General features: G+C 75.0%; 17 protein-coding genes. 13 read left to right on the forward strand and 4 right to left on the reverse strand.

Going from position 1 to position 21,197, the window contains the following annotated elements; genetic code table 11:
- Positions 1-3: 3 nt before the first annotated feature.
- On the reverse strand, positions 4-1,800 hold the full coding sequence (locus GYH36_RS06380; protein ID WP_162289419.1) for a dolichyl-phosphate-mannose--protein mannosyltransferase: 1,797 nt from the start codon (positions 1,798-1,800) through the stop codon (positions 4-6).
- Between the two features lie 34 nt (positions 1,801-1,834).
- Here GYH36_RS06380 and rsmI point away from each other — a divergent pair, with 34 nt between their 5' ends.
- Positions 1,835-2,755, forward strand: a complete 921-nt coding sequence (rsmI, locus tag GYH36_RS06385) for a 16S rRNA (cytidine(1402)-2'-O)-methyltransferase (RefSeq protein WP_162289420.1) — start codon at positions 1,835-1,837, stop codon at positions 2,753-2,755.
- Positions 2,756-2,815: 60 nt separating this feature from the next.
- Here the strand turns inward: rsmI and GYH36_RS06390 are convergent, their stop codons facing one another.
- Positions 2,816-3,415 carry an isochorismatase family protein gene (locus tag GYH36_RS06390; RefSeq protein ID WP_024841229.1) on the reverse strand — a complete coding sequence of 200 codons (600 nt, stop codon included), beginning with the start codon at positions 3,413-3,415 and terminating at the stop codon, positions 2,816-2,818.
- Positions 3,416-3,538: 123 nt separating this feature from the next.
- Here GYH36_RS06390 and GYH36_RS06395 point away from each other — a divergent pair, with 123 nt between their 5' ends.
- The 7 genes from GYH36_RS06395 to GYH36_RS06425 all read left to right on the forward strand — a co-directional run bounded on the left by GYH36_RS06395 (position 3,539) and on the right by GYH36_RS06425 (position 12,520).
- A complete protein-coding gene (locus GYH36_RS06395; protein WP_162289421.1) occupies positions 3,539-4,012 on the forward strand; it encodes a MarR family winged helix-turn-helix transcriptional regulator in 474 nt (157 codons plus the stop codon).
- A 129-nt stretch (positions 4,013-4,141) separates the two neighbouring features.
- A complete protein-coding gene (locus tag GYH36_RS06400) occupies positions 4,142-5,326 on the forward strand; it encodes an aminotransferase class I/II-fold pyridoxal phosphate-dependent enzyme (protein ID WP_162289422.1) in 1,185 nt (394 codons plus the stop codon).
- A gap of 123 nt (positions 5,327-5,449) precedes the next feature.
- Complete coding sequence (locus GYH36_RS06405; RefSeq protein WP_162289423.1) at positions 5,450-6,760, forward strand: PQQ-dependent sugar dehydrogenase; 1,311 nt, start codon at positions 5,450-5,452, stop codon at positions 6,758-6,760.
- 254 nt (positions 6,761-7,014) lie between these two features.
- Entirely contained in the window at positions 7,015-8,283 is a 1,269-nt protein-coding gene (locus GYH36_RS20290; RefSeq protein ID WP_162289424.1) for a resuscitation-promoting factor, read from the forward strand.
- Positions 8,284-8,402: 119 nt separating this feature from the next.
- Positions 8,403-10,196 carry a methionine--tRNA ligase gene (gene metG, locus GYH36_RS06415; protein WP_162289425.1) on the forward strand — a complete coding sequence of 598 codons (1,794 nt, stop codon included), beginning with the start codon at positions 8,403-8,405 and terminating at the stop codon, positions 10,194-10,196.
- 2 nt (positions 10,197-10,198) lie between these two features.
- Positions 10,199-11,182: a TatD family hydrolase gene (locus GYH36_RS06420; protein ID WP_162289426.1), complete on the forward strand. Its 984-nt coding sequence runs from the start codon at positions 10,199-10,201 to the stop codon at positions 11,180-11,182.
- Positions 11,183-11,353: 171 nt separating this feature from the next.
- Complete coding sequence (locus tag GYH36_RS06425; protein ID WP_162289427.1) at positions 11,354-12,520, forward strand: resuscitation-promoting factor; 1,167 nt, start codon at positions 11,354-11,356, stop codon at positions 12,518-12,520.
- A 43-nt stretch (positions 12,521-12,563) separates the two neighbouring features.
- Here the strand turns inward: GYH36_RS06425 and GYH36_RS06430 are convergent, their stop codons facing one another.
- Positions 12,564-12,962 carry a VOC family protein gene (locus GYH36_RS06430; protein WP_162289428.1) on the reverse strand — a complete coding sequence of 133 codons (399 nt, stop codon included), beginning with the start codon at positions 12,960-12,962 and terminating at the stop codon, positions 12,564-12,566.
- Between the two features lie 124 nt (positions 12,963-13,086).
- On the opposite strand from GYH36_RS06430, the gene GYH36_RS06435 reads away from it, so the two are divergent.
- The 4 genes from GYH36_RS06435 (at position 13,087) to GYH36_RS06450 (ending at position 17,879) form a co-directional block, all read left to right on the forward strand.
- Positions 13,087-14,073, forward strand: coding sequence for a helix-turn-helix transcriptional regulator (locus GYH36_RS06435; RefSeq protein ID WP_024841220.1), 987 nt, complete (start codon positions 13,087-13,089; stop codon positions 14,071-14,073).
- Between the two features lie 342 nt (positions 14,074-14,415).
- On the forward strand, positions 14,416-15,849 hold the full coding sequence (locus tag GYH36_RS06440; RefSeq protein ID WP_312028531.1) for a resuscitation-promoting factor: 1,434 nt from the start codon (positions 14,416-14,418) through the stop codon (positions 15,847-15,849).
- Positions 15,850-15,990: 141 nt separating this feature from the next.
- The gene (gene rsmA / locus GYH36_RS06445; RefSeq protein ID WP_024841218.1) at positions 15,991-16,932 is read left to right on the forward strand and encodes a 16S rRNA (adenine(1518)-N(6)/adenine(1519)-N(6))-dimethyltransferase RsmA; all 942 of its coding nucleotides are present in this window, start codon (positions 15,991-15,993) and stop codon (positions 16,930-16,932) included.
- Positions 16,929-17,879 (forward strand): 4-(cytidine 5'-diphospho)-2-C-methyl-D-erythritol kinase, encoded by a 951-nt coding sequence (locus GYH36_RS06450; protein ID WP_024841217.1) that lies wholly within the window; start codon positions 16,929-16,931, stop codon positions 17,877-17,879. Before rsmA ends, GYH36_RS06450 begins: the two co-directional genes overlap by 4 nt.
- A 23-nt stretch (positions 17,880-17,902) precedes the next feature.
- Here the strand turns inward: GYH36_RS06450 and GYH36_RS06455 are convergent, their stop codons facing one another.
- Positions 17,903-18,910 carry an acetylxylan esterase gene (locus GYH36_RS06455; protein ID WP_162289429.1) on the reverse strand — a complete coding sequence of 336 codons (1,008 nt, stop codon included), beginning with the start codon at positions 18,908-18,910 and terminating at the stop codon, positions 17,903-17,905.
- Positions 18,911-19,133: 223 nt separating this feature from the next.
- On the opposite strand from GYH36_RS06455, the gene GYH36_RS20295 reads away from it, so the two are divergent.
- Complete coding sequence (locus GYH36_RS20295) at positions 19,134-21,146, forward strand: beta-xylosidase family glycoside hydrolase (protein WP_162289430.1); 2,013 nt, start codon at positions 19,134-19,136, stop codon at positions 21,144-21,146.
- Positions 21,147-21,197 lie beyond the last annotated feature (51 nt).

The raw sequence follows: 21,197 nt of genomic DNA on the forward strand, positions 1-21,197 counted from the left end.
GCGTCAGATCCAGCTCGGCAACCACATGTGCATGCGCCAGAACCAGTACGGCACCTGCCACGCGGTCCAGACCGGGTAGTAGAAGACGCTGACGACGCCGATGGTCGTGAGCAGGACCGTGATCCACGTCCGCACGCGGGCCCGTGCCTCCGCGCGGTGCTCCGTGCGCTCGAGCGCGAGCGTCATCGCGTAGACGAGCGTGAGCACGACCCACGGCGTGAACACGATCGAGTAGAACGTGAAGATGGTCCGCTCGGCGTAGAGGAACCACGGCGCCCACCCGGCGACGATGCCGCTGAGCACGGCGAGCGCGCGCCAGTCCTTGAGCCGCACGAGGGCGTAGAGCGCGACGAGGATCGCGAGGGCCGCCGTCCACCACAGGACCGGGTTGCCGATCGACGTGATCGCCCGCGCGCACCGCTCGAGCTCGCACCCGGCCTCGCCCGGGTCGTAGGAGCGCCAGTAGAACGACGTCGGCCGCCACTGCAGGATCCACCCGAGCGGGTGCGCCTCGTACGTGTGCTCGGACGTGAGCCCGTTGTGGAAGTCCCACATCTTCAGGTGGTACTCCCACAGGGACCGCAGCGCGGGTGGCAGCCACGCGACGCCCTCCCCCGGGTTGTCCAGCGCCCACTGGCGCATGTACGCGCCAGGGGAGCGGAACCACGACGTCCACGCGCCGAGGTAGGCGAGGGCCGCCGTCGGGAGCATGACGAGCGCGGCCGGGACCGCGTCGCGCACGAGCGCGTCCTCCCACCAGCGCCCGACCCCCGCCGTCCGGCGCGCCGTCGCGTCCCACAGCACCGACACGACGGCGAACACCGCGAGGAAGTACAGGCCCGACCACTTCACCCCGCACGCGAGGCCCAGCGCGACGGCCGCCGCGAACCGCCACCACCGCCAGCCGAGCCCGGGGCCGTACCGGCCGATGCGCCCGCCCGCGTCGAGGATCGCGCCGCAGCGCTCGGCGAGCCGCCGCCGGGCCTGCTCGCGGTCGAGCAGCAGGCACCCGAACGCGACGAGCACCCAGATCATGAGCATGTTGTCGAGCAGGCCCGTGCGCGAGTGCACGATCGCCTCGCCGTCGACGGCCAGGAGCGCGCCCGCGACGACCCCCATGGCGGTCGACGCGAACAGGCGCCGCGCGATCCTCGCGACGAGCACGACGGCGAGCACCCCGACGAGCGCCGACGCGAGCCGCCAGGTCCACGGGTTCTCGGCGCCGCCGAGCACGCGCATGCCGAGCGCGATCATCCACTTGCCGAGCGGCGGGTGGACCACGTAGTCCGCCGTCGGGAGGAACGAGTCGACGTCGCCCGCCTCGAACGCCGGATTCGGCTCCTCCGGCCAGTTCGCCTCGAACCCGGCCCGCAGGAGCGTCCACGCCTGCTTGACGTAGTACGTCTCGTCGAACACGAGCGTGCCCGGTCGGCCGAGGTTCCACAGGCGCAGCACCGCGGCGACGGCCGCGACGACCGCGACGCCGAGCCAGCCCCACAGGCGGTCGTGCGCCGTCGCGCCGAGCGCGAGCCGGCGCGGCCCGAGCAGCGCGAGCAGGAGGCGCTCGCGGTGGCTGAGGTCCGGCGCGTCCTCGACGGGCTCCGTCGGTGCGTCGGTCGCGCCGGCGGTCGCGTCGGTCGCCGTGTCGGCCGTCGTGTCGGTCGTCGTGTCGGCCGTCGTGTCGGTCGTCGTACCGGCCGTCGCGACCTCGCCGGGCGCCGAGGTGCTGTCGGCGGAGACGTCGGTCGCGGGCCGGGGCCCGGGGTGCGCGTCGGCGGGCGGCTGGGACACGCAGGCCATCGTAGGGGCACGGGCGTGTGGAACCCTGGGAGCCATGCCCTCCTCGCCCGGCGACCTCCTCGACGCCTCCGCCCCGACCCCCGACGCGCCCCGGCCGGCGGGCGAGCCCGCCCGGGAGGCGGGGCACCTGGTGCTCGGCGGCACCCCGATCGGCAACGCGGAGGACGCGAGCCCGCGCCTGCGGCGTCTTCTCGCGGAGGCCGACGTCGTCGCGGCCGAGGACACGCGGCGCCTGCACGCGCTCGCGGGCCGGCTCGGCGTGCAGGTCGGGGGCCGCGTGCTGAGCTTCCACGAGCACAACGAGTCCGACCGCTCGGACGACCTGCTCGACGTGGTCGAGGGGGGCGGGACCGTGCTCGTCGTGTCCGACGCGGGCATGCCGAGCGTGTCCGACCCGGGCTTCCGCGTCGTCGCGCGCGCCGTCGAGCGCGGCGTCCCCGTGACGACGGCGCCCGGCCCGAGCGCGGTGCTCACCGCGCTCGCGCTCTCGGGCCTGCCGACCGACCGCTTCTGCTTCGAGGGGTTCCTGCCGCGCAAGGCGGGCGACCGGTCGCGCGCGCTCGCCGCGCTCGCCGACGAGCCGCGCACCCTCGTGTTCTTCGAGGCGCCGCACCGCGTGGCCGAGACGCTCGCCGCGATGGCCGACGCCTTCGGCGCCGACCGGGCGGCCGCCGTCGCGCGCGAGCTCACGAAGACCTACGAGGAGGTGCTGCGCGGCCCGCTCGGCGAGCTCGCGGAGCGCGCCGCCGCCGAGCAGCTCCGCGGCGAGATCTGCGTCGTCGTCGGCGGCGCGCCCCCGCGCGGCCCGGTGCCGCTCGCGGAGCTCGTGCCGCAGGTGCTCGCGCGCGTCGACGGCGGCGAGCGGCTCAAGGAGGCCGTGGCCGACGTCGCGGCGGGGGCCGGCGTGCCCAAGCGCGACCTCTACGCCGCGGCCGTCGAGGCCCGCGGGCGCTGAGGCCGCGAGCGCCGTGCCGGTGCGCGCCGTGCCGGTGCGCGGTGCAGGGAGAGCTGCGCGTCAGCGGCCGACGACGTCGCTCGCCTCGAGCGCGACGCCCGCCGCCGCGAGCGCCTCGCGCGCCGCGGCCCCGAGCTCGGGCGTGACGGGCACGGTGAGGTCGGTGAGGACGCGCGTGTCGAGCCCGAGCCGGTGGGCGTCGAGCGCCGTCTCGCGCACGCAGTGGGACTCGGCGATGCCCACGACGTCGACCGCCTCGATCCCGGCCGCGCGCAGGATGTCGGCGAGCGGGGTGCCGTCGACGTCGACCCCCTCGAACCCCGAGTACGCGGCCTGGAACTCGCCCTTCTTCACGCTCGCGTCGGGCGCGAGGTCCGCGAGCGCCGGGTGCAGCTCGGCGTTCGGCGAGCCGGCGATGCCGTGCGGCGGCCACGTGTCGACGAAGTCGGGGTCGGGGCTCCAGTGCTCGCCCGGGTCCACGTGCCAGTCCTGCGTCGTGACGACGAGGGCGTAGGTGTCGCGGTGGTCGCGCGCGTGGTCGGCGATGCGCTGCGCGACGGCGTGCCCGCCCTCGACGCCCAGCTCGCCGCCCTCGCAGAACGTGGGCTGGACGTCGACGACGAGGAGGGCGCGGCGCGGTCCGGGGGTGTTCTCGCTCATGCGTCCACTCTGCCACCGCACGGGGCGTCGTGGGGGTGCGCGGCGGGCCGGGCCGCCGGGCGCGCCCGCGGCGCGGGTGCCACAGTGGACTCCCGAGACCAGCGCACCACCGGGAGGCCTCCGATGAGCGACGACGCCCCGTCCACGACCACCCCCGACTCCGCGCCCGAGCGCCCGATCGGCTACTGGCTCAAGCTCGTGGACCGGCTCATCGACGAGAGCTTCGACGGCGTCTTCCACCACTCGGGCCTCACGCGCCGGCACTGGCAGGTGCTCAACACCATCCGGGACGGCGTGAGCGAGGAGACGAGCGTCGACGGTGTGCTGTCGCCCTTCACCGGGGCGGGGGGCGCGGGGCACGGCGGCGCGAGCGCCGTGGCGGCGGAGATCGACGACCTGGTGCGGCGCGGCTGGGTCGCGCGCGGCGCGGACGGCGCGCTGTCCGTGACGGTCGCGGGCAACCACGCGTACCACGACCTCCTCGACGCGGTGTCGCTGTCGCGCGAGCGGGTCGCGGAGGGCATCAGCCGCGAGGAGTACGCCCGGACGGTGGCGACGCTCGAGCGCATGGCGCGCAACCTCGGCTGGTCGGGCTGACGGGCTGACCGGCCGCGGGCGGGTCGCGAGACGCGCCGCCGCGTCGTCGGGCAGCAGGCGTACCCTGCGAGACCCGCGACCCGTGCGCACCCCGCGTCCGGGCGCACCGCACAGAGCTGGAGCACTGCGATGGAGTTCCGCCGGATCCCCGGTCTGCCGCCCTACGTCTTCACGATCATCGACGGGCTCAAGATCGAGGCACGCCGAGCGGGGCGCGACGTCGTGGACCTCGGCTTCGGCAACCCGGACCTGCCGAGCCCGCAGGTCGCGGTCGACAAGCTCGCCGAGGCCGCGCAGAACTCGCGCAACCACCGGTACTCCGCGTCGCGCGGCATCCCGAAGCTCCGTGAGGCCGTGGCGGGTCTGTACCAGCGCCGGTTCGGCGTGAGCCTCGACCCGGACACCGAGATCATCTCGACGATCGGCGCCAAGGAGGGCTTCAGCCACCTCATGTGGGTGCTGCTGCAGCCGGGCGACGTCGCGCTGGTGCCCACCCCGAGCTACCCCATCCACATCTGGGGCCCCTACTTCGCGGGCGCCGACGCGCGCCAGGTCCCCATCGGCGACGGCACCGACGCCGCGGGGTACATCGACCGCATCATCGAGGCGTGGGAGCTCGGCTGGCCCAAGCCGCGCGTCGTCGTGCTGTCGTTCCCGCACAACCCGACGACGACGGTCGCGACCAAGGAGGACCTGCAGCGCCTCGTCGACTGGGCGCGGGACAAGGGCGTCGTGCTCGTGCACGACCTCGCGTACGCCGACATGACGTTCGACGGGTTCCGACCGCCGTCGATCATGGAGTGCGACGGCGCGCGCGAGGTCGCGGTCGAGCTCTACTCCATGACGAAGTCGTTCTCCATGGCGGGCTGGCGCGTCGCGTTCCTCGTGGGGCGCCGCGACGTCGTCGGGGCGCTCGCCAAGCTGAAGAGCTATCTCGACTACGGCACGTTCCAGCCCATCCAGATCGCTGCGACGGTCACGCTCAACGAGGCGACCGAGTTCCCGCAGGAGATCTCGTCCGTGTACGAGTCCCGGCGCGACGCCCTCTACGACGGTCTGCAGCGCATCGGGTGGGACATCCACAAGCCCGGGGGCACGATGTTCGCGTGGGCCCGCATCCCCGAGCCGTACCGCGAGATGGGCTCGATCGAGTTCGCGACGCACCTCGTCGAGGAGTGCGACGTCGCCGTCTCCCCGGGCGTCGGGTTCGGACCCGGCGGCGACGAGTTCGTGCGCTTCGCGCTCATCGAGAACGAGCACCGCATCGGCCAGGCGGTCCGCGGCCTCAAGCGCGGTCTCACCCGCCTGCAGTAGAGGCCCGCCCCGGGCTCGACGTCGCGTCGTCCCGGGCGCGGGGCGGACGTCGGGTCGTGCTCGGGGAAGGGCGCGGCGGGCGTGACGGGTGCGGCGCCCGGCGGGCCGGGCGACGATGGGCGCATGCCCACCCGGCGCTCGACCGTGCGCACCACGACCGTGCACCGCTCGACCACGCCTTCCTCGTCCGCCCGTCGGTCGTCCGTGCGCCGCGCGGTCCTGGCGGTCGCGGTGGTCGCGCTGCTCGCCGCGTGCTCGGGCGACGGCGGCGGGGGACCCGGCCCGACGCCGTCGGCCACGACGACCACCGACGCGCCGTCCGGGTCGCCCGGGACGACGACGCCGCCACCGGAGCCGTCGCCCGAGCCGGGACTCGTCGTCGTGCCCGAGGTGCGCGTGGACGTCGCCGAGGTCGCGACCGGGCTCGCCGCCCCGTGGGGGCTCGCGGCGCTCGCCGACGGGACGCTGCTCGTCTCGCTGCGCGACGAGCGCGCGCTCGTCGTCGTCGACCCGGCCACGGGCGCGGTCGAGCCGGTCACCGGGCCGGGCGCGGACGACCTGCGCGACGGCACGGTCGCGCGCGGCGAGTCGGGGCTGCTCGGGGTCGCGGTCGGGCCCGAGGACGGCGCGGCGCCCGGGGAGGTCTTCGTCCACCGCACGGCGCCGGGCGGCAACGAGGTGCTGCGCGGCACGCTGACGGGGCGCGAGCTGTCCGCGCTCACGCCCCTGGTCCAGGGGATCCCGGCCGCCTCGACGCACGACGGCGGCCGGCTCGCGTTCGGCCCGGACGGCTTCCTCTACGTGACGACGGGCGACGCGCAGCAGCGCGGCGCGGCGCAGGACCCGGGTGCGCTCGCGGGCAAGGTCCTGCGCGTCACGGTCGACGGCGCGCCGGCCCCGGGCAACCCCGACCCCGCGTCGCCCGTGTGGAGCCTCGGGCACCGCAACGTGCAGGGCGTCGCGTGGGACGTCACGGGGCGCATGCTCGCGTCGGAGTTCGGCCAGGACACGTTCGACGAGCTCAACGTCGTCGTGCCGGGCGGCAACTACGGCTGGCCCGAGGTCGAGGGCACGGGCGGTGCGGGGGCCGGGTTCGTCGACCCGGTGACGACGTGGGCGACGTCGGACGCCTCGCCGAGCGGGCTCGCGGTGACGCGCGAGGCCGCCTACCTCGCCGGGCTGCGGGGGCAGGCGCTGTGGCGCGTGCCGTTCGCGTCGGCCGACGGCGGCGCGTCCGCCGACGCGTTCGGGGCACCGCAGGCGCTGCTCACGGACCGCGGGCGGCTGCGCGCCGTGCTCGTCGACCCGGCCACGCCCCTCGGGGACGACGGGAGCGCGGCGCTGTACGTGCTGACGAACAACACCGACGGGCGCGGCGAGCCCCGCGACGGTGACGACCGCCTGCTGCGCGTGACCGTGACGCCGGCAGGCTGACCTGCCGGTTTGGAGCCTGATAACGAATCGGTTACGGTCGAGTGTCTCGCGTAGCCGCTCACCGGGGACAGGTGTATGGACGGCCGCGAGGCGCGGCTCGTGACGAGCGCCCAGGAGGCGCCGGTGGCCGCAGGACGGCCGGATCGGCTGGTCGAACGGGTGCGCCCGAGCCGCAGCGAGCGGTGCGCGGCGCGCCCGAGGTGCGTGCGCGCCGTCGACCCCCGTGCCCGGGACCCCCGACGACTGGATCCTCAGTGCAGCTCTTCTCCCGCTTCGGCGCGCCCCAGAACGGCGACGCCGACACCTCGCCCGAACCCACGCCCGCGACCCACGCCCCGACGCCGAGCCGGCGCGCGGCCCGCTCCGCGCGCTCGCAGCGCACCACGCGCCGCCGCCGCTGGTCGATCGTCGCCGCGGCCACCGCCGTCGCGCTCGTCGGTTCCGGCGCCGTCGCGTACGGCGAGGCGAACAAGACCGTGACGATCGACGTCGACGGCGAGGTGACGACCGTCAGCACCCTCGCGGGCTCGGTCGCCGGCGCGCTCGACGCCGCGGGCGTCGAGGTCGGCGCGCGCGACCAGGTCGCGCCCGACCCGGGCTCGGCCATCGACGACGGCGACGACGTCGTGGTGCGGCTCGCGAAGAAGGTCACCGTCCAGACCGACGGCGAGCAGTCCGACGTCTGGCTCACCGCGCTCGACGCGGACGAGGCCCTGCGGAGCCTCGCGGAGCGCGGCGGCGACGTCCGCCTCGTCGCGTCGCGCTCCGGCGAGCGTGCGTCCCTCGACCTGCGCCTCGACACCGACGGGCCCGTGAACGTCGTCGCGGACGGCGAGACGACCGTCGCCCCCGACGGCAGCATCGGCGTCCCCGCGATCCTCGAGGAGCGGGGCATCGAGCTCTCGGACCTCGACCGCGTGAGCGTCCAGCGCGTCGAGGCGCCCGAGCCGGGCGCGCCGACGGTCTCGCTCGTCGTGCAGCGCGTCGTCGTCGAGCAGCAGCAGACCACGACGCCGATCGCCCACGAGACGGTGAAGAAGCCCGACGACTCGAGGTACACCGACGAGTCCGCCGTCGCCCAGGCCGGGAAGGACGGCGTCACCACGACGACGTTCGAGGTCACGCTCGTCGACGGCGTCGAGGAGTCGCGCGAGCAGCTCTCCGAGGAGGTCACGACCACTCCCGTGGACGAGGTCGTCGTCACCGGGACGAAGGAGCGCCCGAAGGACCCCCGCACGATCGGCCAGACCATGGCCGCCGAGCGCGGCTGGACCGGCTCGCAGTGGACCTGCCTGGAGAGGCTGTGGACCAAGGAGTCCAACTGGAACCCGACGGCGGACAACCCGACGTCGAGCGCCTACGGCATCCCGCAGTCCCTGCCCGGCTCGAAGATGGCGAGCAAGGGCGCCGACTGGGCGACCAACCCCGCGACCCAGATCGCGTGGGGCCTCGACTACATCGCCTCCGTCTACGGCTCCCCGTGCGGCGCCTGGTCGCACTCGCAGGCCACCAACTGGTACTGAGCAGCCCCCGCTCCCGCTCGGGCCCGCGACCCCTCGTGGTCGCGGGCCCGTCGTCGTCCGCGCCCCTCGCACGAGACGCCCCCGCTGGCGGGCGCGCGGGCCGACTAGGATCGGGCACCATGACCCACATCCTCTCGGCCGTGGCGTGGCCGTATGCCAACGGGCCGCGCCACATCGGCCACGTCGCAGGTTTCGGTGTCCCGTCGGACGTCTTCAGCCGGCACATGCGCATGGCGGGTCACGACGTCCTCATGGTCTCGGGCACCGACGAGCACGGCACGCCGATCCTCGTGCAGGCCGACAAGGAGGGCGTGACGCCGCAGGAGCTCGCGGACCGGTACAACCGCGTCATCGTCGAGGACCTGCACCAGCTCGGGCTGTCGTACGACCTGTTCACGCGGACCACGACGCGCAACCACTACGCCGTCGTGCAGGAGATGTTCCGCACGGTCCACAAGAACGGGTACATGGTCGAGCAGACGACCATGGGCGCGATCTCGCCCTCCACGGGCCGCACGCTGCCGGACCGCTACATCGAGGGCACGTGCCCCATCTGCGGGTACGACGGCGCGCGTGGCGACCAGTGCGACAACTGCGGCAACCAGCTCGACGCGATCGACCTCATCAACCCGCACAGCCGGATCAACGGCGAGACGCCGAAGTTCGTCGAGTCGAACCACTTCTTCCTCGACCTGCCCGCGTTCGTCGACGCGCTGGGGGACTGGCTGCGCACGCGCACGGCGTGGCGCCCGAACGTCCTGAAGTTCTCGCTGAACCTGCTCGACGACGTGCGCCCGCGCGCCATGACGCGCGACATCGACTGGGGCATCCCGGTGCCGCTGCCCGGGTGGGAGGAGAACTCGAGCAAGCGTCTGTACGTGTGGTTCGACGCGGTGATCGGGTACCTCTCGGCGTCGATCGAGTGGGCGCGCCGCAGCGGCGACCCGGACGCGTGGCGCGCGTTCTGGAACGACCCCGAGGCGCGGTCGTACTACTTCATGGGCAAGGACAACATCACGTTCCACTCCCAGATCTGGCCGGCCGAGCTGCTCGGCTACGACGGCCGGGGGAGCAAGGGCGGGGCTCCGGGGGCCTACGGGAACCTCCAGCTCCCGACGGAGGTCGTGTCGAGCGAGTTCCTCAACGTCGAGGGCCAGAAGTTCTCCTCGTCGCGCGGCGTCGTCATCTACGTGCGCGACATGCTGGCCCGCTACCAGCCGGACGCGTTCCGGTACTACGTGGCGTCGGCCGGTCCGGAGACGCAGGACGTGGACTTCACGTGGGCGGACTTCCAGCGCCGCACGAACGACGAGCTCGTCGCCGGGTGGGGCAACCTGGTGAACCGCACGGCGAACCTCGTGCACAAGAACTTCGGGGCGATCCCGGAGCCCGGGCAGCGCCAGCCGATCGACGAGGGCGTGCTCGCGACGACGACGACCGCGTTCGGCCGGGTGGGCGAGCTCATCGCGACGCACCGCCAGCGCGCCGCCGTCGCGGAGGCGATGAAGACGGTGGGCGAGGTCAACAAGTACGTCTCGGACACCGAGCCGTGGAAGCTCAAGACCGACCCGGACCGTTTGGCGACGGTCCTGCACACGGTGACGCAGGCGGTGAGCGACCTCAACACGATCCTGTCGCCGTTCCTGCCGCACTCGGCGCAGAAGGTGCACGAGGCGTTCGGCGGCACGGGCACGTTCGCGCCGCAGCCGCGCATCGACGAGGTGACCGACCTCGACGACGACTCGCGCCACTACCCGGTCATCACGGGCGACTACCGCGCCGAGGGCCTGGCGACGTGGGAGCCGAGGGCCGTGGTGTCGGGGACGCCGGTCGCGAAGCCGACGCCGGTGTTCACCAAGCTCGACGACTCGATCGTCGAGGAGGAGCTCGACCGCCTGCGCGAGACCGCCTGACCGTGGCGAAGCAGCGTGAGCGGGGGTGGCCGCCTGACCCGGAGCCGCTGCCGGTCCCGGTCGTGGACAACCACACGCACCTCGACGCGATCGGCGACGTGCTGCCCGAGGGGGAGCCGGTGCCGAGCGTCGCGGAGCACCTCGCGCGTGCGGCGGCCGCGGGGGTGGACCGCGTCGTGCAGGTGGGGTGCGACCTGCCCGCGGCCCGGTGGACCGACGCCCTGCTGCGCGGCGCGCCGTCCGCCGAACATGGGGTCACCGCCCGTCCGGAGGTCGTGACGGGCGACGACCACATGCTCGGCGGGGTCGGCAGGCTGCTCGGGGCGGTGGCGATCCACCCGAACGAGGCGGTGCTGCACGGCGGCGTGCGGGAGGTGGGCCCGGACGGGCTGGAGCCGGACCCGCAGCCCCGGCACGACGTCCCGCTCGACGACGCGATCGCCGAGATCGCCGCGATCGCTCGCTCGAACGACCGCGTGCGCGCGATCGGCGAGACGGGGATGGACCTGTTCCGTACGGGCGCCCGGGGCGAGGCCGTACAGCGCGAGGCGTTCCGCGCGCACGTGGCGCTCGCGAAGGAGCTCGGGCTCGCGCTCCAGATCCACGACCGCGACGCCCACGCCGAGGTGCTCGACGTGCTCGCGCGCGACGGCGCCCCCGAGCGCACGGTGTTCCACTGCTACTCGGGCGACGCCGCGATGGCCCGGTTCTGCGCCGAGCAGGGCTGGTACCTGTCCTTCGCGGGCCCGGTGACGTTCCGCGCGAACGACGAGCTCCGGGCCGCGCTGCGCGCGGTGCCGCTCGGGCAGGTCCTCGTCGAGACGGACGCGCCGTACCTCACGCCGCACCCGTACCGCGGCCGGCCCAACGCGCCGTACGTGCTCCCCACGACCGTGCGTACGGTCGCCGACGTGGTGGGGCTGCCGCTCGTCGACGTGTGCGCGCGGCTCGCCGCGACCTCGGTCGCGGTGTACGGCGCGTGGTGACGCGGGCGCGCACCGCCCGGCCGGCCACGGGCGTTCCGGGACGTTCGGGAGGTTTCACCCCCGGTCACGTTTCGGCTACGGTCAGGTCCGTGCGTCGGGCCGCCCGGCCGCACCCCACCCCGCCCTCGGTGGTCGTCGAGGGCCGTTCCCCCCGCAGAAGGGACCGCGCGCGTGCTCGCACCTGACGGAACCGGTCGGCGGCGCCTGCAGCGCGTGGCGGCCCAGGGTCTCGTCGTCGCGAGCCTCGTCGTCGTCACGGGTGCGTTCGCGTCGCTCCACAAGAGCGTGACGCTCGACGTGGACGGCGAGCTGCACGAGGTTTCCGCGTACGGGCGCACCGTCGCCGAGGTGCTCGACTACCAGGACGTCGCGGTCGGCGAGGGCGACCTCGTCGAGCCGGGCCTCACGGACGCGGCGCACGACGGCGGCACGATCGTCGTGCGCACGGCGCACGACGTCACGGTCGAGATCGACGGGCAGGTCCAGACGATCTCGACGACGGCGCGCACGGTGGGCGAGCTGCTCACCTACCTCGGTCCGCGCGCCGAGGGCGCCGTGACGGAGGTGTCGCGCACGCAGGCCCTGGGCCGCGACCGGATCCGCGTCTCGACGCTCAAGACGGTGCACGTCGCCGTGGACGGCGCGGTCATGCCCATCACGACGGCGGAGCCGACCGTGCGGGGCGTCCTCGCGACGGCGGGCATCGTCCTGGCCGAGGGCGACAGCACGTCCGCACCGCTCGACGCGGCCGCGGTGGACGGCATGCTCGTGCTCGTCAGCCGGGCAGCGTCGTCGGCGGCGACGGTGACGGAGGTCCTGCCGTTCACGACGGAGGAGGTCGAGGACCCGAACCTGCCGAAGGGCCACCGCGTCGTCGTGCAGTCGGGTCGGGTCGGCGAGGCCGTCACGACGTACGCCGTGCAGACGCTCGCAGGCGCGGAGGTGTCACGCACGGTCCTCACGCGCACGGTGACCACGGAGCCGCGCAACGAGGTCATCAAGGTCGGGACGATGGACGTCTCGGTCTCGGTGGACCCGGGCTCCGCGCGCGCGATCGGTCGGTCGCTCGCCGCGCAGCGCGGCTGGGGCGACGACCAGTTCTCGTGCCTGGACAAGCTGTGGACCAAGGAGAGCAACTGGCGCGTCGACGCGGACAACCCGACGTCGAGCGCCTACGGGATCCCGCAGGCCCTGCCCGGGTCGAAGATGTCGAGCGCGGGCGCCGACTGGCGGACCAACCCCGCGACGCAGATCACGTGGGGGCTGGGCTACATCGAGGGCCGCTACGGCACGCCGTGCTCGGCGTGGTCGCACTCGGTCGCGAAGGGCTGGTACTGACGGACCGGGGGCCGCGGCGCCCGGGCGCCGCGAGCGGCGCGCGTCAGCGCTTGAGCATCGCGAGGTAGTGCGGGTTCTGCATGATCCCGAGGACGTTGCCGAACGGGTCGACCACGGACGCGGTGACGAAGCCCTCCCCCTGCCCGCGCTCCACGACGCCCTCGTACTCGGTCGCGCCGAGCTCGAGGAGCCGCGCGAACGCGGACCGGACGTCGTCGACGTGCCAGTTCACGATCACCCCGCCCGGTGCGTCGGGCTGCGGGTGCGGCGACCACGACCGCGCGATGATCCCGAGCTCGTCCTCGCGGTCGCCGACGCGGAACTCCACGTACCCGCCCGGCACCACGTAGTAGGGCGCCGTCCCGAGGACCTCCGCATACCACGCGGACGCGGCCTCCAGGTCGTCCGCCCACAGGTTCAGCGTCGCCATCCCACGCAGCATGCTCGTCTCCTTCGTCCTGCCGGGCGTGCACCCGGCCGTCCGCCGAGCCCCGGCGGGGCCGACACGTCGACCGTAGGACGTCATGCGGAACGTGCGGTTCCGCAGTGTCGGGCACGATGGACGGGTGCTCGACACCTCGATCCGCCTGCTGCGCCTGCTCGCGCTGCTCCCGACGCGCCCCTCCTGGTCCGGCCCGGAGCTCGCGGAGCGGCTCGGCGTGACGACGCGCACGGTGCGCAACGACGTCGAGCGGCTGCGGCTCCTGGGGTACGAGGTGCGCTCGTCGCCCGGCGTCGCGGGCGGGTACCGCCTCGGCTCCGGGACCGCGCTGCCGCCGCTCCTGCTCGACGACGAGGAGGCGACCGTGGTCGCGGTCGCGCTGCGCGCGGCCGCCGCGGGCTCGGTCTCGGGCGTCGAGGACGTCGCCGGGCGCACGCTCGTCAAGCTCGACACCGTGCTGCCCGCGCGGCTGCGCGCCCGGGCGGACGCCCTGCGCGACGCGGTGACGAGCGCGCCGGCGGGCGGGCCCGTCGTGGACCCGCGCGTGCTCGCGGACGTCGCGGCGGCGATCTCCGCGCGCACGGGTCTGCGCCTGGGGTACCGCGCGCACGACGGCACCACCTCCTCACGGAGCGTTGAGCCCTACCGGCTCGTCCTCGTCGAGCGCCGGTGGTACCTGCTCGCGTTCGACCTGGACCGCGACGACTGGCGGACCTTCCGCGTGGACCGGCTCCGCCTGCGCACGCCGGGCGGGCGGCGGTTCGTGCCCCGGCCCGTGCCCGGGGGCGACGCCGTCGCGCACGTGGTGCGCGGCGTCGGCTCCGAGGCGTGGGCGCACCCGGCGCGCGTGCGCCTGCACGCCCCGGCGGGCGTGGTCGCCGAGCGGATGTCGCCCGGTGCCGGGGTCCTCGTCGACGACGGCCCCCACGCGTGCGTGCTCGAGACGGGCGGCACCTCGCTCGCCCGGCTCGCGGGCTTCCTGCTGGGCCTCGACGTCGACCTCACGGTGCTCGACCCGCCCGAGCTCGTCGACACGCTGGCGCGCGCGGGGGAGCGGGCGGCCCGGGCGCGGCTCGCGCCGGACGAGCCGGCGCAGGGTGCCGAGCGGTGACGTGCGGGTGAGAAATCCGTGCAGGTGGCGCTGACATTCGTGTCCAAACCCGGACAGAACTCTCCAGTCTAACGCCCCAGGGGTTGGCGCTTGATAACGGATCGGTTACGGTCGAACGTCGCTCGCGCGCGATCGGCACGCCCTCCCGGGCCCACCAGGACCGGGTGGACGTGACGGGACCACGCGAGCGGTGCGCCGTCGTCGGGCCCTGGGGAAGGGGCGCCGGGGTGGCGCCGGCAGCCGGATCGGCCGCTCGAGAAACCGCGGACGCACGTGTGCGCCCGCCGCGGAGGACCATGTCCTGCGCGGGCCGCGGTCGGTGCTACGCGCCGTCGAGCCGTCGTGACCGGGACCCCCGACGACTGGACCCGAGTGAAGAACCCCTTCCACCGGACCGCTGACGCGGCTGGCGCCCCCGACGGCGCCGACACCACCCCCCTGACCCCCGTCACCACCGACGACCTCGCAGAGAGCCCCCAGAGCCCTGCGACCACCGCGCACCGCTCGCGCCGCCGCTGGCCCTTCGTCGCCGGCGCGACCGCGGTCGTCCTCCTCGCGACCGGTGCGGTCGCCTACGGCAGCGCGCGCAAGACCGTCGAGCTCGACGTCGACGGCCAGATCACCACCGTCACGACCTTCGCCGGGTCCGTCGAGGGCCTGCTCGAGGAGCAGGACGTCGCGGTCGGCGACCGCGACCTCGTCGTGCCCGACCTCGACTCCGCCCTGCGCGGCGGCGGCGACGTCGTCGTGCGCTACGGGCGCGAGGTGCCCGTCCAGGTCGACGGCTCCCAGTCCTCCGTCTGGCTCACCGCGCTCGACGCGGACGAGGCCCTGACGACCCTCGCCTCGCGCGGCAGCGACGTGCGCCTCGTGGCGTCGCGCTCCGGTGAGCGCGCGTCCCTCCCGATCCGCCTCGACGCGGACGGCCCGGTCAACGTCGTGGCCGACGGCGAGACGAAGGTCGCGCCCGACGGCAGCATCGGCATCGACGCGATCCTCGACCAGCAGGGCATCCGCCTCGGCGACCTCGACCGCGTCCACGTGGCCAGGACGGCGCAGCTCGCGGCGCAGGAGGAGGTCGAGGGCGAGGAGCCCGCGGCCGACGACGCCGCCGCGGACGCCGCGGCCGAGGACCCGGCCGCCGAGGACGCCGCGGCCGACGCCCCGGTGACTCTCGTCGTGCAGCGCGTGAAGGTCGAGGAGGTGCCGACCGAGAAGGCGGTGCCGTTCGAGACCGTCACCGAGGAGGACCCGGACCGCTACAAGGACCTCGACCCGGCGGTCAAGCAGGAGGGCGTCGAGGGCGTCCACACGACCGTGCACCGTGTCACGACGGTCGACGGCGTGGAGGAGTCGCGCGAGCTCGTGTCGGAAGGCGTCACCACGCCGCCGGTGAACGAGATCCTCGTGCAGGGCACCAAGGAGCGCCCGAAGCCGAAGCCGAAGGTCACGACGCAGCAGCGCTCGTCGTCGTCCTCGTCGTCGTCCTCGTCGTCCGGCGGCTCGTCCGCCCCGGCCGCCGACCTCGGCTCCGCCCCCGGCGGCGTCTGGGGCGCGCTCGCCCAGTGCGAGTCCGGCGGCAACCCCGCGACGAACACGGGCAACGGCTACTACGGCCTCTACCAGTTCTCGCTGCCGACGTGGCAGGCGATGGGCGGCACCGGCCTCCCCTCGGAGGCCTCGGCCGCCGAGCAGACGCAGCGCGCCCAGGCGCTCCAGGCCCGGTCGGGCTGGGGCCAGTGGCCCGCGTGCGCGCGCAAGCTGGGTCTGCTCTGACCCGGTAGGCGAGACGTACCCGGCCGCTCGACGGCCGCACCGCGGAGGGCGGGGCGCACGGCGCCCCGCCCTTCGTCGTCCCTGGGTGCGGTCGCGCCGCGCCGGGGTCGGGCCGCGGCCGGGTCGGTAGGCTTGCGTCCCATGAGCGACGCCCGAGGTGCCCTGCTGGGTCCGGCCGAGATCCGCGACCTGGCGGGGCGCCTCGGCGTCCGCCCGACCAAGACGCTCGGCCAGAACTTCGTCCACGACGGCGGCACGGTCCGCAAGATCGTGCGCGCGGCGGACGTGCGACCGGGGGAGCGCGTCGTGGAGGTCGGTCCCGGGCTGGGGTCGCTCACGCTGGGCCTGCTCGAGGCGGGCGCGAGCGTCGTCGCGGTCGAGATCGACCCGGTGCTCGCGAAGCAGCTCCCCGAGACGGTCGCGGCGCACGTGCCCGACCTGGGCGACCGGCTCGAGGTCGTCGGGGCGGACGCGCTCGAGGTCGCCAGCCTGCCGGGCGAGGCGCCGACGGCGCTCGTGGCGAACCTGCCGTACAACGTCGCGGTGCCGGTGCTGCTCACGTTCCTCGAGCGGTTCGACTCGCTCGAGCGCGTCCTCGTCATGGTGCAGGCCGAGGTCGCCGACCGGCTCGCCGCACCGCCCGGCTCGCGCACGTACGGCGTGCCGTCCGTCAAGGCCGCGTGGTACGCCGACGCGCGACGCGCGGGCACCGTCGGGCGCAGCGTGTTCTGGCCCGTGCCGAACGTCGACTCGGCGCTCGTCGCGCTCGACCGCCGCGAGCCCCCGGCCACCACGGCGACGCGCGAGCAGGTCTTCGCCGTCGTCGACGCCGCGTTCGCGCAGCGCCGCAAGATGCTGCGCTCGGCGCTCTCCGGGCTCGCCGGGTCGGCGAGCGTCGCGGCCGAGGCCCTCGAGGCGGCGGGCGTGGACCCGCAGGCGCGCGGCGAGGTGCTCGACGTCGCCGCGTTCGCGCGCGTCGCGGAGCAGCTCGTCCGGCGCGCGGGCCTGGGCGACCGCGGGCCGCGCACCGCACCCCCCGCCGCGGGGCGGTCCGCCGGGCGACCTGGCACAGTGGACGCGTGACACCCCCGCGTCCGCCGAGCATCGCCCTCGCGCCACCCCCGTCCGTCCGCGTGCGCGCACCCGGCAAGGTCAACCTCTCGCTGCGGGTGGGGGCGCTGCAGGACGACGGGTACCACCCGCTCGTGACGATCTTCCAGGCGGTCGGGCTGAGCGAGGACGTCGTCGCCCACCAGGTACCGCCCGGCTCGGGCGTCTCCCTCAGCGTCCAGGGGCTGCAGGCCGACGTCGTGCCGACGGACGGGACGAACCTCGCGTGGCGGGCGGCGGTCGCGCTCGCCGAGCACGTGGGCGTCGACCCGGACGTGCACCTGGAGATCCACAAGGAGGTCCCCGTCGCGGGCGGCATGGCGGGCGGGTCCGCGGACGCCGCGGCCGCGCTCGTCGCGTGCGACGCGCTGTGGGACACCGGCGTGCCGCGTGCCGACCTCGTGCGGCTCGCCGCCGGTCTCGGGGCGGACGTCGCGTTCGGGCTCGTGGGCCACACCGCCGTCGGGACGGGGCGCGGGGACGTGCTCACGCCCGCGATGACGCGCGGGGAGTTCCACTGGGTCTTCGCGGTGCAGGCCGAGGGCCTGTCCACGGCGCAGGTCTACCGCACGTTCGACGAGACCGTCGGGGGGCCCGCCGAGCTCGACCTGGCGGAGGACACGGCGCTCATGCAGGCGCTGCGCGCGGGCGACGCCGTCGGGCTCGGGCAGGTGCTGCGCAACGATCTCCAGGAGCCTGCGCTCGCGCTGCGGCCCGAGCTGCAGCGCACCCTCGACGTCGCGACGGAGGCGGGCGCGCTGGGCGCGATCGTCTCGGGCTCGGGCCCGACGGTCGCCGCGCTCGCGCGCAGCCGCCAGCACGCGCTCGCGATCGCCGCGTCGTGGACCGCGAACGACGCGTGCGACACCGTGTGGTGCACGACGGCGCCCGCCGCCGGGGCGCGCGTCGTGGCGCGCTGAGCCGGCGGCCCCGCGCCCGGCGGCTACCGCGTGCGCTCGCGCAGCCAGGCGAGCTGGCGCGCGAAGCGGAAGCCCTGGCCGCCCTCGTGCTCGTTGTAGCGGTAGACGTCGATCGCGCGCTCAGCGGGTGCGTCGCCCGCGGTCCCCGCGCCCCACGCGTTGTACGCGGCATAGACGGTCGAGGGCGGGCACACCTGGTCCATGAGCGCCACGGAGAACAGCGCGGGCGCGGCGGCGCGGCGCGCGAGGAGCGCGCCGTCGAGGTAGGACAGCGTGCGGAACACCCGCTCCTCGGCGTCGCGGTGCACGGCGAGGTAGCGCGTGAGCTCGCGGTAGGGGTCGCGGTCGGTGATCTCGACGGCGCGGCGGTAGTGGCACAGGAACGGCACGTCGGGCATCGCGCCGACGAGGCCGTCGGCGAGGGCGGCGACGGCGATGGCGATGCCGCCGCCCTGGCTCACGCCGTGCACGGCCACGCGCGCGGGGTCGATCCCGGGCAGCGAGCGCACGGCGTCGACGGCGCGGACGCCGTCGGTGAAGACGCGGCGGTAGTAGTGGTCGTGCGGGTCCTCGATGCCGCGCGTGAGCACGCCCGGCACCGCGGGCCCGGACCCGGCCGGGTCGGGCGTGCCGCCGCCGCTGCCCCAGTGGCTGCCCTGGCCGCGCGTGTCGACGACGAGGTGCGCGAAGCCGGCGTTCGCCCACGCGAGGTGCTCGTGCGGCAGGCCGCGCCCGCCGCCGTACCCGATGAACTCCACGACGGCGGGCAGCGGCTCGTCACGGGGTACCGCGGGGCGCACGAGCCACGCCTTGATCGGGTGCCCGGCGAACCCGGGGAACGTCACGTCGTCGACCACGACGAGGTCGAGGCCGGTGTCCACCGGCTCGAGGCGCACCGTCTCGGCGAGGTCGCCCCCGGCCGCGCGGGACTCGGCGAGGGTTCGCGACCAGAACGCGTCGAGGTCGGCGGGCTCGTCGAGCGCGGGGGCGTAGGTCTCGAGCTCGGCGAGCGGCAGGTCGAAGAGCGGCACGGTGACGGTCCTCCGGAGGTGAGAAATATCTGACGTCTGATGTCGACGCAGGGTCGGATCGACTCTAGCGCCGTCACGGCGACCGGGTGACCACGCTAATAATGCGCATCATCCCTTTGACCTCCGCCCCGCCGGACCGGCCACACTGCCAGCGAGCCCGCGCCGTCGTGCGCGGCCCCGGACGGCGACGACGCCCCCGGCGAGGAACCGATGGAGGTCCCCTGTGAGAACCCGAGCAGCAGCACCGCGGCGCCGACCAGGCGCCGCGGCGACCCTGGCCGCAGCCCTGACCGTGTCGCTCGCGGCCGGCGCCGCCCCCGCGACGGCCGCGGCCGGGAGCACGCCGGCGCCCGGCGGCGCGAGCACCGCGACCGTCTCCGCCGCGGGCGACGCGCCCACCGCGTCCGACCTGCCGGTGTTCGAGTACCGCGGCGTGATCACCGACAAGGAGTCGATGACCTACAACCCGACGGACGAGTTCATCTTCCCGAGCGTGTTCCACGCGGGCGCCCACCTCGACGACCCGCTGGGGGAGTGGTACCTGTACTACGCCCCGCACGACTCGCCGGGCGGCATCTCGCTCATGTACGCCGACTCGCTGGAGGGCCCCTGGACGGAGTACGCGGACAACCCGCTCGTCGCGAACGAGTGGCCGCCCTTCTACGACCACGTGTCGCACGTGTCGTCGCCCGACGTCCTGTGGGACGACGCGACGGACGAGGTGCTGCTGTACTTCCACGGCGAGAACTCGACGACGCGGTGGGCGACGTCGTCGGACGGCGTGACGTTCGACGACTCCGGCGTCGCCGTGACCAACGCCGACGGCGGCGCGGGGACCACCGAGACCTCGTACGCGCGCGTCGTCGAGCACCCCGACCCGTCGTCCGGGTACCGGTTCGCGATGACGTACATGCAGAACCGGACCGACGACATCCGCCGCATCAAGGTGGCCGAGTCGGTCGACGGGCGCACGTGGGACGTGCGGCCCGACCCGCTCGTCGTGCCCGACGCCGCGACCGGCACGAACGTGTCCGGCGGCAACCTGTGGGAGTGGGAGGGCCAGCTCTACGTGATCTACCACGGCTCCACGGGCATCACGTTCGCGCGCACGCTCGACCCGACGATGACCCAGGTCGGCCCGCGCTGGGAGCTGCACCGCGCGAGCGGCGTCGGCGACGACACCGGCCGGGTGGCCGCGCCCGAGATCGTCACCGACGGCGACGAGACGTACCTCTTCTACGAGTCCGGCGACCGGCTGGGCGCGACCATCGCGTGGGCGCAGCGCGACCCCGACGCGGTGCGGCCGCCCGAGCCCGGGCAGGACCCTGACCCGCTGCGCGAGCAGTGCCGCGGCGCGGGGTCGGACGAGTTCGACGGCGCGGCGCTCGACCCGGCGCTGTGGTCGGTCGTGCGCGAGGGCACGGCGCGGCATGCGCTGACCGACGGCGCGCTGCGCGTCCCGGCGTACCCGACCGGCGTGGCCGGCGCGTCGCTGCCGCTCCAGGCCGTGCCGGACGGGCCGTGGGAGGTCACGACCGCCGTCTCCGTGTCCCCGGCCCAGACGTTCCAGCAGAGCGGGCTGCTGCTGTACCGCGACGACGCGAACTACGCGAAGCTCGACCTCGTGCACGGCTCCAACGGCGCCCGGCTCGAGTTCATCTGGCGCCAGGGCGGCAGCGACCGCAACACGGGCTTCGACTCGATCGCCCCGCCGGCCGGGCTCGGCGACACGTTCTGGCTCCGGCTCGCGAGCGACGGGACGGACGTGCGGGCGTCGGTCTCGGTCGACGGCGTCGAGTTCACGCCGTGGGGGCGCACGGTGGGCGTCGCCGCGCTCGGCGCGACCGGGGTCGGGCCGTTCGCGATGCGCGGGTCCGCGACGCCACCGGAGATCGTCGCGTCGTTCGACTGGTTCCGGTGGACGCCCACGGCCGAGGAGGCGGCCGCGTGCGCGGACGACGGGCCGGCCGTCGAGGTGGACGCGGTCGCGCGCTGCCTCGCGGGCCGCGCGTACGTGGCCGTGACGGCGCGCAACGCGGGCGACGCCCCGGCGGCCGTGCGGCTCGTGACGCCGTTCGGCGAGCGGACCGTCGCCGACGTCGAGCCGGGTCGCAGCGCGTACCAGTCGTTCGCGTCGCGCTCGGCGCAGGTCGCGTCCGGTGCTGCCACGGTCGAGGTCGTCGGGGACGGCGGCGGGTCGACCACCGCGACCTACGACGCGGTGACCTGCGGGTAGCCCGCCGACGGCGCCCTGCGACGGGCCCGGGACCGCACCTCGGCGTGCGGT

Origin of the sequence: Cellulosimicrobium composti, assembly GCF_010287905.1 — a bacterium.
Classification (GTDB): Bacteria; Actinomycetota; Actinomycetes; order Actinomycetales; family Cellulomonadaceae; genus Cellulosimicrobium; species Cellulosimicrobium composti.